The organism is Bradyrhizobium sp. Leo114, from assembly GCF_055229415.2.
In genome coordinates this window covers 1-14,443 of the sequence record NZ_JBUYEN020000004.1, presented here as the reverse complement: position 1 = coordinate 14,443, position 14,443 = coordinate 1, and the positions used below count along the sequence as shown (strand labels likewise).

The 14,443-nt window shown below is 63.7% G+C and carries 11 protein-coding genes; 5 read left to right on the top strand and 6 right to left on the bottom strand.

From position 1 onward, the window contains the following. Positions 1–38: 38 nt before the first annotated feature. Positions 39–515 carry an Lrp/AsnC family transcriptional regulator gene (locus tag ACZIRK_RS06080; protein ID WP_165435477.1) on the bottom strand — a complete coding sequence of 159 codons (477 nt, stop codon included), beginning with the start codon at positions 513–515 and terminating at the stop codon, positions 39–41. 121 nt (positions 516–636) lie between these two features. On the opposite strand from ACZIRK_RS06080, the gene hppD reads away from it, so the two are divergent. Next, positions 637–1,752, top strand: coding sequence for a 4-hydroxyphenylpyruvate dioxygenase (gene hppD / locus ACZIRK_RS06075; protein ID WP_130228962.1), 1,116 nt, complete (start codon positions 637–639; stop codon positions 1,750–1,752). 110 nt (positions 1,753–1,862) lie between these two features. Here the strand turns inward: hppD and ACZIRK_RS06070 are convergent, their stop codons facing one another. The 4 genes from ACZIRK_RS06070 to ACZIRK_RS06055 form a co-directional block, all read right to left on the bottom strand. Further along, the gene (locus ACZIRK_RS06070; protein WP_130228963.1) at positions 1,863–2,969 is read right to left on the bottom strand and encodes a CaiB/BaiF CoA transferase family protein; all 1,107 of its coding nucleotides are present in this window, start codon (positions 2,967–2,969) and stop codon (positions 1,863–1,865) included. 150 nt (positions 2,970–3,119) lie between these two features. Continuing rightward, positions 3,120–3,920, bottom strand: coding sequence for an FAD binding domain-containing protein (locus ACZIRK_RS06065; RefSeq protein ID WP_028162344.1), 801 nt, complete (start codon positions 3,918–3,920; stop codon positions 3,120–3,122). A gap of 15 nt (positions 3,921–3,935) precedes the next feature. Then, positions 3,936–6,275, bottom strand: a complete 2,340-nt coding sequence (locus ACZIRK_RS06060; protein WP_130228964.1) for a xanthine dehydrogenase family protein molybdopterin-binding subunit — start codon at positions 6,273–6,275, stop codon at positions 3,936–3,938. 84 nt (positions 6,276–6,359) lie between these two features. Beyond that, positions 6,360–6,845, bottom strand: coding sequence for a (2Fe-2S)-binding protein (locus ACZIRK_RS06055; RefSeq protein ID WP_028162342.1), 486 nt, complete (start codon positions 6,843–6,845; stop codon positions 6,360–6,362). Between the two features lie 244 nt (positions 6,846–7,089). On the opposite strand from ACZIRK_RS06055, the gene ACZIRK_RS06050 reads away from it, so the two are divergent. Then, on the top strand, positions 7,090–9,138 hold the full coding sequence (locus ACZIRK_RS06050) for a methyl-accepting chemotaxis protein (RefSeq protein ID WP_130228965.1): 2,049 nt from the start codon (positions 7,090–7,092) through the stop codon (positions 9,136–9,138). Positions 9,139–9,285: 147 nt separating this feature from the next. Here ACZIRK_RS06050 and ACZIRK_RS06045 read toward each other — a convergent pair whose 3' ends face one another. After that, on the bottom strand, positions 9,286–9,672 hold the full coding sequence (locus tag ACZIRK_RS06045) for a DUF3175 domain-containing protein (protein ID WP_130228966.1): 387 nt from the start codon (positions 9,670–9,672) through the stop codon (positions 9,286–9,288). Between the two features lie 186 nt (positions 9,673–9,858). On the opposite strand from ACZIRK_RS06045, the gene ACZIRK_RS06040 reads away from it, so the two are divergent. The 3 genes from ACZIRK_RS06040 (at position 9,859) to ACZIRK_RS06030 (ending at position 13,859) form a co-directional block, all read left to right on the top strand. Next, entirely contained in the window at positions 9,859–11,361 is a 1,503-nt protein-coding gene (locus tag ACZIRK_RS06040; RefSeq protein WP_130228967.1) for an MFS transporter, read from the top strand. A gap of 6 nt (positions 11,362–11,367) precedes the next feature. Then, the gene (gene otsB, locus ACZIRK_RS06035; RefSeq protein ID WP_208829282.1) at positions 11,368–12,204 is read left to right on the top strand and encodes a trehalose-phosphatase; all 837 of its coding nucleotides are present in this window, start codon (positions 11,368–11,370) and stop codon (positions 12,202–12,204) included. A gap of 206 nt (positions 12,205–12,410) precedes the next feature. Continuing rightward, positions 12,411–13,859: a trehalose-6-phosphate synthase gene (locus ACZIRK_RS06030; protein ID WP_165435478.1), complete on the top strand. Its 1,449-nt coding sequence runs from the start codon at positions 12,411–12,413 to the stop codon at positions 13,857–13,859. The last annotated feature ends 584 nt before the right edge of the window (positions 13,860–14,443 follow it).

The following is a 14,443-nucleotide window of genomic DNA, read 5'->3' as shown; positions in this document are numbered from 1 at the left end:
CAATTCGAATGACGGAATTCCCTCGATTTGCGCCATGCTTACTTGCCTAACGCCTTCAACGGCAATTTCGCGCTCTCCTTCAGCCGGTCCAGCACGATCGAAGAGCGCACATGGGCGACGCTCTGGTGCGGCATCAGCACATTGTTGACGATGTCGGACAGGCTCTTGAGGTCGCGCAGCACGGCCTTCAAGAGATAGTCGGCGTCTCCGGTCAGCGAATAGGCTTCCTGGATCGCGTCGACGCGGTTGATCAGCTCCCGGAATTTCTTCGCGTTGTCAGGCGAGTGCGTCGCCAGCGTGATCTGGATGAAGGCGATCAGCTCGAAGCCGAGTGCCTCGCCGGCGAGGTCGGCGTGATAGCCCGAGATCACTTTCTCCTCTTCCAGTCGCATCCGTCGCCGCGAGCATTGCGAGGCCGACAGACCAATGAGATCGGCGAGCTGTTGATTGGTCAGCCGGCCGTCGTCCTGCAATGCGGCAAGGATCTTGAGATCGAAGGTGTCCAACTGGATCATGCGCCATTTGCCGTTACGATGCACAAATTGTGCATGAGACTAGCCCATCGCGCGCCATTTTGCATGCACCTTGCGGCCCGGTCGGCGGAGATTCCGTCAACCAAAGTAGGGAGAATCGCCAATGGGTCCGTTTCCGCACGATGCGCCACCGGCCGAAATCAGCGCCGACAATCCGATGGGCACGGATGGTTTCGAGTTCGTCGAATACGCCCATCCGCATCCGGAAGAGCTGCACCGCCTGTTCAAGCTGATGGGCTATGTGCCGGTCGCCCGCCACAAGAGGAAGAAGATCACGGTCTATCGCCAGGGCGACATCAACTATCTCGTCAATGAGGAGCCTGATACCCACGGCCATGACTTCGTCGCCGCGCACGGGCCGTGCGCGCCGTCGATGGCGTTCCGCGTGGTCGATGCCAGGCGTGCCTATGAGCGCGCGTTGTCGCTCGGCGCGGAGCCGGCCGACAATGCCGCGCAGAAGACGCTCGACGTTCCCGCGATCAAGGGCATCGGCGGCAGCCTGCTCTATCTGGTCGATCGCTATGGCGCGAAGGGCTCGGCCTATGATCTCGAGTTCGAATGGCTCGGCGAGAAGAACCCGCGGCCTGAGGGCTCGGGGCTCTATTACATCGATCACCTCACCCATAACGTCCATCGCGGCCGCATGGATGTCTGGACCGGCTTCTACGCCAGATTGTTCAATTTCCGCCAGATCCGCTTCTTCGATATCGAGGGCCGCGCCTCGGGCCTGTTCTCGCGCGCCCTGACCAGTCCGGACGGCAAGATCCGGATTCCGATCAACGAGGATGCCGGCGATTCCGGACAGATCGAGGAATATCTCAACCTCTATCGCGGCGAGGGCATCCAGCACATCGCCTGCGGCGCGCGCGATATCCACCAGACCATCGAGACGCTGCGCGCGGCCGGGCTGCCGTTCATGCCGTCACCGCCTGACACCTATTTCGAGAAGATCGACCAGCGCCTGTCCGGGCATGGCGAGGATGTCGCGCGGCTGCAGCAGAACGGCATCCTGATCGACGGCGAGGGCGTGGTCGATGGCGGCCAGACCAAGGTGCTGCTGCAGATATTCTCGGCCAATGCGATCGGACCGATCTTCTTCGAATTCATCCAGCGCAAGGGCGACGACGGATTCGGCGAGGGCAACTTCAAGGCCCTGTTCGAATCGATCGAGGAAGACCAGATCCGCCGCGGCGTGCTGAAGGTGGACCACGCAGCGTAAGGCTGCCGTAGGGTGGGCAAAGCGCAGCGTGCCCACCTCTTCTTGCGCTGCTCTTGATGGCGGGCAGGCTGCGCTTTGCCCACCCTACGCCGAGCGGATAGAGGCGGCGGCTATCGCTTCCACGCGCTCAGCACATCGCCAAGCTCCGCTGTCACCGGCTCCCTGATCGCCGACGGTGTCCGCGAGAAGCGCGGCGCGGGCGCCGGCTGCGTGACGCCATGGCGTTCGACGAACACCTTTCGCGCGGCCATGTGCGGATGGTTCGGGGCTTCCGCCATGGTCAGGATCGGCGCGAAGCAGATGTCGGTGCCTTCCATGATCTTGCACCACTCCTCGCGCGTCTTGCTCTTGAATATCTCGGTGAGCTTGTCTTTCAGCGCGGGCCAGGCCTTGCGGTCCATCTGGGCGTCGAACTCGGCGTCCGTGAGGCCGGCGTGCTTGCGCAACAGGGCGTAGAATTGCGGCTCGATCGAACCGATCGAAACGAAATGGCCGCAGGCGCATTCGTAGACGCCGTAGAAATGCGCGCCGCCGTCGAGCATATTCTGGTCGCGTCCCTCCACCCAGCGGCCGCTTGCGGCCAGGTCAAAGAACATCGACATCAGCGACGCCGCGCCGTCGCACATCGCGGTATCGACCACCTGGCCCTTGCCGGATTTCGATGCTTCCAACAGCGCGGCTAGCACGCCGACCACGAGATAGAGCGCGCCGCCGCCGAAATCGCCGACGAGGTTGAGCGGCGGCACCGGCTTCTCTTTGGTGCCGATCGCGGCCAGCGCGCCGGTGATCGAGATGTAGTTGATGTCGTGACCGGCGGCGTTCGCGAGCGGGCCCTCCTGGCCCCAGCCGGTCATGCGGCCGTAGACCAGCTTCGGGTTACGCGCAAGCACGACGTCGGGACCGAGGCCAAGCCGCTCCATCACACCGGGACGAAAGCCCTCGATCAGCGCATCGGCATTGGCGAGGAGATCGAGCACCTGCGCGACCGCCGCCTTGTCCTTGAGGTCGAGTTCGACGACCTTGCGCCCGCGCGTGGAAACGCCCTTGAGATTCTTGCCGGCGCCGAGGCGGTCGAGGGTGATGACCTCCGCGCCCATATCTGCCAGCATCATGCAGGCGAATGGGCCGGGGCCGATGCCCGCGAATTCGACGATGCGGGTGCCGGCGAGCGGGCCGGAGGCCCGGACAGCGGATTGAGGGGCGGGTTTATCGAGCACGTTTCCATCCGTGTTTTAATTAGGCGATTAGCTAAATTGTCGGGCGATATGCCCGGCCTTGCAAGCGCTTTTTCCGAAGACCTTGATTTAAAGTGGAACGGCGCGCATCACTGCGCGCCGTTGCCACAGGCGAAGGTAGGATGCTCCGGATCAGCCCGCCGCCGTCACCGCGCGCTGCGCCATCACCTTGATGAGGTTGGCGCGGTAGTCGGCGGAGCCGTGGATGTCGCTGAGCAATCCGGCAGACGGAATTTGCACGCTGTCGAGCGCGGCTGCCGACCAGTTCGCCTTCAGCGCCGCTTCGATCGGGCCGACGCGCGTGACGCCGCTTTGCGACGCGCCGGTCGCGGCGACGCGGACGTCACCGTCCTTGGTCTTGGCGACGAACACGCCGGTTAGCGCAAAGCGCGAGGCGGGGTGCGGGAATTTGGCGTAGCCCGCCTTGGCCGGAATCGGGAACGACACGGCCGTGATGATCTCACCGTCTTCAAGGGCGGTCGAGAACAGTCCCTGGAAGAAGTCATCGGCTGCGATCGTGCGCTTGTTGGTTTTGATGGTCGCGCCGAGCGCCAGCACTGCGGCCGGGTAATCCGCGGCGGGATCGTTGTTGGCGAGCGAGCCGCCGATCGTGCCGCGATGGCGCACCGCGGGGTCGCCGATCAGCGAGGCGAGATAGGCGATTGCCGGGATCGCCTTTTGCGCCGCGCTGTTCTGCGCCACGTCACAATGCGGCGTCGCCGCCTTGATCGTCAGCGCGTCGGCCGTCGCGTCCACGCCGATCAATTCCTTGATCTTGCCGAGGTCGATGACGTCAGATGGCGAGGCCAGCCGCTGCTTCATCACGGGGATCAGCGTGTGACCGCCAGCGAGATATTTCGGCTCCTCACCTTTGGCGAACAGGGCAGCCGCTTCGTCGACCGATGAAGCGCGATGATAAATGGTCTCGTACATGGCTCACGCTCCTCGTTAACCGTGAATGGCATGCCAGACGCGATCGGGCGTCGCCGGCATTTCGAGCTTGTTGCTGCCGATCGCATCCGTGATCGCGTTGATCACGGCGGCCGATGCGCCGATCGCGCCGGCCTCGCCACAACCCTTGACGCCGAGCGGATTGCCCGGACACAGCGTTGTGGTGTGCGAGATCTGGAAGGACGGCAGGTCGTCGGCGCGCGGCATGGTGTAGTCCATGAAGGATGCCGTGACCGGCTGGCCGTTGCTGTCGTAAACCGCGCTTTCGAGCAGCGCCTGGCCGATTCCCTGCGCGAGTCCGCCATGGACCTGGCCCGCGACGATCATCGGGTTGATCAGCCGGCCGAAATCATCCGCCGCCACGAAGTTGACGAATGAAGTCTTGCCGGTCGTGGGATCGACCTCGAGCTCGCAGATATAGGCGCCGGCCGGGAAGGTGAAGTTGGTCGGATCGTAGAACGCCGTCTCCTTCAACCCCGGCTCCATGCCATCAGGCAGATTGTGCGCGGTATAGGCGGCGAGCGCGACCATCGGCAGCGCGATCGACTTGTCGGTGCCAGTGACCTTGAACTCGCCATTCTCGATCACGATGTCGTTCTCGGAAGCCTCCAGCGCGTGCGCGGCGATCTTCTTGGCCTTGGCCTCGACCTTTTCCATCGCCTTCACGATGGCCGCGCCACCGACCGCGATCGAGCGCGAGCCGTAAGTGCCCATGCCGAACTGCACCTTGTCGGTATCGCCATGGACGATCGAGACCTGGCTGATGGGGACGCCGAGGCGGTCCGCGATGATCTGGCAGAACGTGGTCTCGTGGCCCTGGCCGTGGCTGTGCGAGCCGGTGAGGATCTCGATCGTGCCGACCGGATTGACGCGCACCTCGGCCGATTCCCAGAGGCCGACGCCGGCGCCGAGGCTGCCGACCGCCTTTGACGGCGCAATGCCGCAGGCTTCGATATAGCAGGACACGCCGATGCCGCGCAGCTTGCCGTCCGCTTTCGCCTTCGCCTTGCGCGCCGGGAAGCCGGCATAGTCGATTGCCTTCATCGCCGCGTCGATCGAGGCATGGAAGTCGCCGGTGTCATAGGTCATGATTACCGGTGTCTGGTACGGGAACTGGGTGATGAAGTTCTTCTTCCGCAGTTCGGTCGGATCGACCTTCAACTGCCGCGCCGCGGTCTCCATCATCCGCTCGATCAGGTAGCTCGCCTCGGGACGGCCCGCGCCGCGATAGGCATCGACCGGCGTGGTGTTGGTATAGACGCCGATCACCTCCGCATAGATCGCCGGGATGACGTATTGTCCCGAGAGCAGCGTCGCATAGAGATAGGTCGGCACGGCCGAGGAGAACAGCGACATGTAGGCGCCGAAATTGGCGTGGGTCTTCACGTGGAGGCCGAGGATCTTGTTGTCCTTGTCGAACGCCAGTTCGGCCTTCGAGACATGGTCGCGGCCATGCGCATCGGTGAGGAAAGCTTCCGTGCGGTCGCCGGTCCACTTCACCGGGCGGCCGACTTTCTTGGAGGCCCACAGCGCCACCATCTCTTCGGGGTATATGTAGATCTTGGAGCCGAAGCCGCCGCCGACGTCGGGCGCGATCACGCGCAGCTTGTGCTCGGGCGCGATATTGTAGAAGGCCGACAGCACGAGACGGGCGACATGCGGGTTCTGCGAGGTCGTATAGAGCGTGAAATGCTCTTCAGCCGCGTCATAGTCCGCGATCGCCGATCGTGGCTCCATCGCGTTCGGCACCAGACGGTTGTTGGTGAGCTCAAGCGTCACCACATTCGCCGCCTTGCTGAAGGCGTCCTTCACCGCGGCCTCGTCACCGAGATGCCAGTCATAGACCACATTGCCCGAGGCTTCCGGATGAAGCTGCGGCGCGCCTGGCTTGATCGCGGCCTTGATGTCAGAAACCGCCGGCAGCTCTTCATAATCGACCTCCACGGCTTCCGCGGCGTCGCGCGCCTGGTTCTTGGTCTCGGCGATCACGACCGCGACCGCCTGGCCGACGAAGCGCACGGTCTCCGGCGCCATCGCCGGCCACGCGCCCATCTTCATTGGCGAGCCGTCCTTCGACGTGATGGCCCAGCCGCAAATGAGATTGCCGATCTTGTCGTCGACGAGCTCCTGGCCCGTGAGCACGGCGATGACGCCGGGCTTCTTCAGGGCCTCGCTCGAATCGATGCTCTTGACCTTGGCATGCGCGTGGGGGCTGCGGATGAACTGGGCATAGGTCATGCCCACCAGTTTGATGTCGTCGACGTAACGGCCTTTGCCTGTGATGAAACGGCGGTCTTCCTTGCGGACGACGCTTGCGCCAATGCCTTCGATGCCCATTGTGAATCCTCCCGACCGGAGATGTGATGTCCCGCCGCTTCCATCGAAGCCCGGCGGCGTTTGACGAGATGTGGCGGGCGGCGGCTATTCCGCCGCTTGCGCGACCTTCATGCGCCCGGCGGCGTCCAGCACCGCCTTGACGATGTTGTGGTAGCCGGTGCAGCGGCAGATATTGCCTTCCAGCTCGTGGCGGACGGTCGTCTCGTCGAGCTCGCCGCCATAGCGGTGCACGATATCGATCGCCGACATGATCATGCCCGGCGTGCAGTAGCCGCACTGCAGGCCGTGATTGTCGCGGAACGCCGCCTGCATCGGGTGCAATTCGTCGCCCTTGGCGATGCCTTCGATGGTGGTGACGTTCGAACCCGCCGCCTGGCCCGCCAGCACGGTGCAGGATTTCACCGCCCGCCCGTCAATATGGACAACACAGGCGCCGCACTGGCTGGTATCGCAGCCGACATGGGTGCCAGTCAGGTTCAGGTTTTCGCGCAGGAGATGGACGAGGAGGGTTCGGTCCTCGACGTCGACGGATACCGCTTTGCCGTTCACCGTCAGCTTGACTGTAGACACGCGTCGTTCCTCCGGATGCTTTTAATTATTCCAATTAGAAACAGCGGCGAGGAACTTGGCAACTAGGATTTTGCCTATCTTTGTCACGGCCATGACATCGGCGAGGACGAGGAGCTGCGCCTCCCGGCGAGGTACTCCACAACCTCTCCGAAATGTCTGCTGAATTTACTAGCTCTTATCGATTCTGCCTTAACTTTGCGCGTCGGGTCCGGGCGACGATTCCCGGACACCACTTGTTTTCAGAATGAAGACGGGGGTTGGGGTGGGACTACTGGGGCGTGTGGGGTCGCGAATGCCGACCCTTCGATTTCGTGCGAAAATCATCCTGGGCTTTGCCGCGGTGCTGGCGATTACCGCAGCCAGCATGGGCTTTGCCTATCTCGGTTTTGAACGTATCTCCGCAGGCGTCGCCGCCTACCGTGCGAGCGTCCGGGAGGCCGATCTGGCGCGCAATATCGACCGCGAGCTGATCTCCTACCGTTCGCTGGCGCGCTACTATGTGGCGACCGGCAAGGAGGAGGACGGCAAGGCGGCGCTCGCGGCCGAGGCCAGCCTCAAAGAGGCCATCCTCCAGGCGATGAAAGGTACCACCGACCCCGCGCGGGTCGAGCAGGTGACAAAGCTCGAGCGGGAGTTCCGCGCCTTCACCAAGATCTTTGCCGAGATCCTCAAGGTCAAGGGAGAGAGCGGGCTGCTCGCGCAGAATCAGCTCGCCCGCGGCGGTAATTCGCTCCGCTACAAGCTCGACGATCTCGCCTCCAACGCGGCCGAAGCCGGCCTGTCCGCCGTCGAGATGGGCGCCAAGCAGGTCGCTTCGCAATTCCAGCAGGCGAGCGCGCTTGCCAATACCTTCGTTGTCAATTCCGACAAGATCACCGCAACCAGCGGGCTGGCGCGGCTGAAATTCGTCGAGAATTCGCTGAAGGCGATCTCTTCGACCGACGAGAAGGTCGTCGCCGCGCTCAAAGAGCTGACGAAGATGCTCGAAGAGTATCGGGAGGCGCTCTCGAAGCTGATGGAGAACGCGAAATCGATCGACGAGTTGACCATCGAAATGACGGAATCCGCGGCCGCTATCAATCAGGGCTCCGGCGTGATGAAGTCGGACCTGCTCGCCGACCAGAAGCGCATGGAAACCGAGTCGGACGCTGCGATCGGCGCGACCGAGCGGTTCATTCTGATGCTCGCCGCCGGTGGCTTCGTGCTCGGCGCGGTTCTCGCCTTTCTGCTTGGAACCGGCATTTCCCGCCCGATCCGAGCGATGTGCGCCGCAATGCGCGAGCTTGCGGCCGGCAATTTCGACGTCGTGCTGCCGGGGCTCGGCCGCAAGGACGAAGTCGGCGAGATGGCCGGCGCGGTGGAGGAATTCAAGCTCCAGGCGATCGCCAAGGCCGAGCGCGACGCCGCAAGCCAGGAGGCGCAGAACAAGGCGAGCGCCGCGGCACGCCGCACCGAATTGATCCGCTTCGCCGACGAATTCGAGACGGCGGTCGGCTCGATCGTCGCCAATGTCTCGGCCTCGGCGGTGCAGCTCGAGACCGCGGCGGGCACGCTGACGCGGACCGCTGAGACCACGCAGAACCTCTCAAGCCAGGTAGCGGGTGCCTCCGAGGAGGCGTCCAGCAACATGCAGTCGGTGGCTTCCGCTACTGAAGAATTGTCGGCTTCCGTGGACGAGATCGGACGCCGCGTGAAGGAGTCCAGCCGGATCGCCGATGCTGCGGTGCGTCAGGCCGAGCAGACCGACGCCCGCATCGGCAAGCTCTCGCTCGCGGCGCAACAGATCGGCGACGTGGTCAAGCTGATCACCGCGATCGCCGAACAGACCAACCTCTTGGCGCTGAACGCGACGATCGAAGCCGCACGCGCCGGCGATGCTGGCCGCGGCTTCGCGGTGGTCGCCTCCGAGGTGAAATCGCTCGCCAGCCAGACCGCGCGGGCGACCGAGGAGATTTCCAGTCACATCGCGGGCATGCAGTCGGCGACGCAAGAGTCGGTTGCCGCCATCAAGGAGATCGGCGGCACCATCGGCCAGATCTCGGAGATCGCCGCCAACATCGCCGGCGCAGTCGAGCAGCAGAGCACGGCGACCCAGGAGATCGCCCGTAGCGTGCAGAATGTCGCGCAGGGCACGCAGGAAGCCGCCACCAGCGTCACCCTCGTCAACCGGGGCGCCACCGAGACCGGCTCCGCGTCGGAGGAGGTGCTGAACTCGGCACGCTCGCTATCGTCCGAAAGCACGCGCCTGCGCGACGAGCTCGACCGCTTCATGGCGAACATCCGCGCGGCGTAGCTCCGTCCCGGGCTTGACCCGGGACCCATAACCACAGGCGTTTGTGGTGTGCTCCGCTGCAACTGCTTGCTCGCGTCATAACAGCTTCCTGTGGTTATGGGTCCCCGCCTTCGCGCGCCTTCGCGGGGACGACAACGGGGTACACGTTCACTCCCTCTCGAACTGGTGCTTCAGCTCTACCTTCGCGCGTTCTAATCGCGTGCGCTGCGCGTGCGGCAGCGTCTTGCCGGCGCGGTTGATGTAGAAGGTCAGCATCGATAGCGCCGAGCGGTAGGCGCCGGCCTTGCGGCGCTTGCTTCGCTCGGCGGAGCGCTTCAGTGAAGCGGCGATCTTCTTCGCGCTGGTCTGCTTGAACACGCCGCGGTCGAGATCGAGTGCGTCGCTCCGCTGCGTCACGCGTTGCGACCAGCGCCGCGGTGACGTCTTGCGCGTGCCGGTCTTTCGCGTACCGGTCTTGCGCCGCGCCGCGGTTGTCCTTGTCGCACCTTTTCGTGCCGTGATTTTTCGTGCGCTGGTTTTGCGACGTGGTGCCATTGCGAGCTCCTGTTTTTCAGGTAGCAACATCTGCGGTTATGTCCGGGTTCCTATCCCGCGATGCGGGAACCAGGTGGCTTGGCGGACGTTGTGGTGCGTGGCGGCGGGCATCTGTTTGCCGCAAATTTTTGGGATGAGCACCTTGGGGCAAGCTGCGTTCCGGGGTGATTTCTCGTTGGTTCCGTGATGGATTTGCAGCCGATCCAGCCCAGTCCTGCAACTGCTTCTGCACTCCGTGACGCCGACGCGCCGCAGCCGCAGGATCATGACCGTATTATCGAGACCTCCATCCCCGTGCGTCTCGACAATCTCTATTGGAGCGGCTTTCACACCCGCGTGGTGCTCGCGCTCGGGATCACCTGGATCCTCGACGGGCTCGAGGTCACGCTCGCCGGCGCGTTGTCGGGGGCGCTGAAGGAGAGTCCGACGCTGCAATTCTCCAACTTCGATGTCGGGTTCGCCAACAGCGCCTATCTTGCCGGCGCCGTGTTGGGTGCGATCGGCTTCGGCTGGCTCACCGACCGCATCGGCCGCAAGAAATTGTTCTTCATCACGCTCGCGGTTTATCTCAGCGCCACGGCCGCGACCGCGCTGTCGTGGAATGTCGCAAGCTATGCGCTGTTTCGCTTCCTGACCGGTGCCGGCATCGGCGGCGAATACACCGCAATCAATTCGACCATCCAGGAATTGGTGCCGGCGCGCTATCGCGGCTGGACCGATCTTGTCATCAACGGCAGCTTTTGGATTGGCGCCGCGATCGGCGCCGTCAGCGCCATCGTCCTGCTCGATCCCGCCGTGATCAATCCCGAACTCGGCTGGCGGCTTGCCTATTTCACCGGCGCCTGTCTTGGCCTCGTCGTGTTCGTGATGCGGATGTGGATTCCGGAAAGCCCGCGCTGGCTGATGATCCACGGCCGTCCCGACGAGGCGCATCGGATCGTCGACGACATCGAGCGCTCCGTGACCGGCCATGTCGAGGCGCACTCGCAGGAACTGCCGAAGATCAAGCTGCGGATGCGCGACCACACGCCGCTGCGTGAAGTGGCGCATACGTTGCTTGTTACCTATCGCCAGCGCGCGCTGGTCGGGCTCGTGCTGATGAGCGCGCAGGCGTTCTTCTACAACGCGATCTTCTTCACCTTCGCGCTGATCCTGACCGACTTCTTCGGCATCCCCGCCAGCCATGTCGGCTGGTACATCCTGCCGTTCGCCGCCGGCAACTTCCTGGGGCCGCTGGTGCTCGGTCGCCTGTTCGATACGCTGGGACGCCGCACCATGATCACGCTGACCTACGGCGTGTCGGGCGTGCTGCTGGCGCTCTCGGGCTATTTGTTCTCGATCGGCGCGTTGAGCGCGCAAGGACAGACGATCGCCTGGATGGTGATCTTCTTCTTTGCCTCGCCCGCCGCGAGCGCCGCTTATCTCACCGTGAGCGAGACGTTCCCGCTCGAGGTGCGGGCGCTCGCGATTGCGCTGTTCTACGCGATCGGCACAGGGATCGGCGGCGTGATCGGACCTGCATTGTTCGGCGCGCTGATCGATACCGGATCGCGCAATTCCGTCTTTGCCGGCTACCTCCTGGGGTCGGCGCTCATGATCGTCGCGGCCTTGGTCGCGTGGCGCTACGCCGTCGCCGCCGAGCGAAAATCGCTCGAATCTGTCGCGCGGCCGCTTGCTGTTGTGGAGTAGAATGACATGACTGAGGAACTGGCTGACATGCCGCTGGACGAAGACTTTTCGCCGGAAGACGAAGCATCGCCGGAAACCGTGCCGGTGCCGAGCGCGTTGGTCGGGCATCTTAGCGAGACCGCTGTCCTGCTCGACGTCGACGGCACCTTGCTCGACTTCGCGCCGACGCCGCGCGAGGTCTGGGTGCCGCCCGGGTTGGCGAAAACGCTTCATCGCCTGCTCGAGCGCACCAATGGCGCGCTGGCGCTGGTCAGCGGCCGTTCGGTGAACGATCTTGACCTGATTTTCGCCCCCGACGTCTTCCCTGCGGTCGGCGGTCATGGCGCGGAGATGCGGCTCGATCCGCAGGGCGATGGAGATGCAGGCCCCGCGCTGCAGCTCGACAAGGAGCTGAAGCGCCGTCTGGCCGCCATCGCCAGATTGAGCCCGGGCATTCTGCTTGAGGACAAGGGCTATTCGCTCGCGTTGCACTATCGCCTTGCGCCGCATGCCGAGAGGGCGATCTATGAGGCGGTGTCGCTGATCCGCGCCGATCTGCCCGATGCGCCGATCGAGGTGCTGCCTGGCAAGCAGGTCTGCGAAATCAAGCTCGCGGGCTTCACCAAGGCCACCGGCGTGCGCGAATTGATGAAGCATCCGCCGTTCAAGGGCCGCAAGCCGTTCTTCATCGGCGATGACGTCACGGACGAGACGGTATTTGCCATCATGCCCGAGCTCGAAGGGCTCGCTTTCTCGGTCGGCCGTCGTGCCAAGGGAGTGGCCGGTCATTTCGATGCGCCGAGCGACGTGCGCGAATTCCTTGCGCATCTGCTCGACGACGAGCGCGAAATCGCCGCGCCTTAGCCGAAACCTCAACCGTAAATTGGCGCGGAATAACCGCAGTTCCTGCTGTGGGCGGCCGCCTGCTCGCAAAAAATTTTCTTTTTGTGAGTTGACGCCCCGGTTCCATGCGGCCTGCCTGAATTTGGTTTCAATTCGGAGAAAGCGTGGCCAGGAACCATATTGATGAATGGTTGTTAATACGCGAATGCCCAACGGGAGGGGACCATTTGAACCTCGTTGTCGTGTCGAACCGCGTAGCGCGTGGAAAACCCAATGAACCCATGACCGGCGGCCTCGCCGCCGCTCTTTTGCCTGTTGTCGAGAAGTCGGGCGCGATCTGGGTCGGCTCCAGCGGCCGTGTCCGCGATGGGAACCAGAAGGAACCTTTCGCGGAGGTGGAAGCGCTCGGCGCCGGTGCGCTGGCGATGCTCGATCTTCCGGCCGCGCATTACGGCGGCTACTACGAAGGCTTTGCCAACTCCGCGCTGTGGCCGGCGCTGCATTCGCGCGCCGACCTGATCCGCGCCTCGGAGGAGGATTATGCCAGCTATCGCGAGGTGAACGCCTTCATGGCGCGCGCTCTGCTGCGCTTCCGCAAGGACGATTCGGTGTTCTGGATTCAGGACTACCATTTCCTCGCGCTCGGCGCGGAGCTGCGCGATCTCGGCATCGACAAGCCGATCGGCTTCTTCCTGCACACGCCGTGGCCGGCGCGCGCGGTGATCGAGGGCGTGCCGCATCATCGCGAGCTGATCGAGGCGATGCTTGCCTATGATCTTATCGGCTTCCAGACCGAGGAGGATTGCGAGAATTTCCTCGGCTATGTCGAAGCCGATCTCGGCCTCGTGGTGCGCGATGGCAGCGTGACCTCGCGCTATGGACGCAGCCGCGCCGCCGTCTTCCCGATCGGCATCGATCCGGAGAAATTCGCGCAGCAGGCGACCAAGGCGACGACCCATCCCGACGTCTCGCGCTTGCGACGCAGTCTCAACGGCGAGCGGCTGGCGATCGGCGTCGACCGGCTCGACTATTCGAAGGGCCTGATCAACCGCATCAAGGCCTTCGACCGGATGTGGACGATGCATCCCTCGCTGAAGCGCACGATCTCGCTGTTGCAGATCGCGACTCCTTCGCGCGGCGGCATCGAGGCCTACGGCAATCTGCAGAGCGAGGTGGCAAAGCTCGTCACCGACGTCAACGGCATCCATGGCGAGGTCGACTGGACGCCGATCCGCTACCTCAACAAGGGATTTAGCCAGGCGGTGCTGGCCGGCCTCTACCGCACGGCGCAGGTCGGCGTGGTGACGCCGCTGCAAGACGGCATGAACCTCGTCGCCAAGGAATATGTCGCCGCCCAGAACCCGGCCGATCCCGGCGTGCTGGTGCTGTCGAAATTCGCCGGCGCCGCCAACGAACTCGAGGCCGCCCTCATCGTCAACCCGCACGACGTCGACGGCATGGCGCGCACCATCGCCACCGCGCTTTCCATGCCGCTCGCCGAGCGACGGCTGCGCTGGGAAGCGATGATGGAGAAGATCTGCACGGGCACCATCCAGCAATGGTTCGCCAATTTCGTCGAGGCGCTGCGGGACACCGGCGCCGACGAAAAGCCCGAGCGCGCGCCGCCACTGGCCGAAGCCACGCACTGGCCCTATCGCAGCGCCCGCATTCATTAGCCGCTCTTCTTGGCATATCTCCGTCGGTCCCGGCGGAAGCCGGGACCCATAACCACAGGGAGGTGTTGTGGCGCGAGCAAGCGGTTGCGGAGCCGTAGGGTGGGCAAAGGCGCATCAGCGCCGTGCCCACCATGACCACTCCGCTCGTGAGGGTGGGCACGCTTCGCTTTGCCCACCCTACGGCATCGCCGCGAGTTCTGATTCAAATTTCAAACAACGTGAGGATATGAGCGTGCATTCTCGCGGCGCGTTGCGCCCGAGCTTTGCGTCTCGTTTCACCCTCTCATTGAACAGAGGGCGCAGGGAAAGCCGGGTGCTGGTTGCACCCGTGGGTCCCGTGCAACAAAAAGCACGGGGGTAGGACCACAGGTTCAACCGAAGCATTCCGGCTTTCCCTGCGCGATGGTTTACGGCTTACTTCGTGCTCTCCCCGGTGACCGGCTATCCGATTCACACATTTTTGAGCCTCAAAGTGGTGCCGTATTTGATGCGACGGAAGGCTTCGAGGCCCAGGCGCATCACCTTTGGACCAGGCTTTCCATAGTAGGCGGTCCATCCTCCAAGCCGAGCAATGACCCACGCAG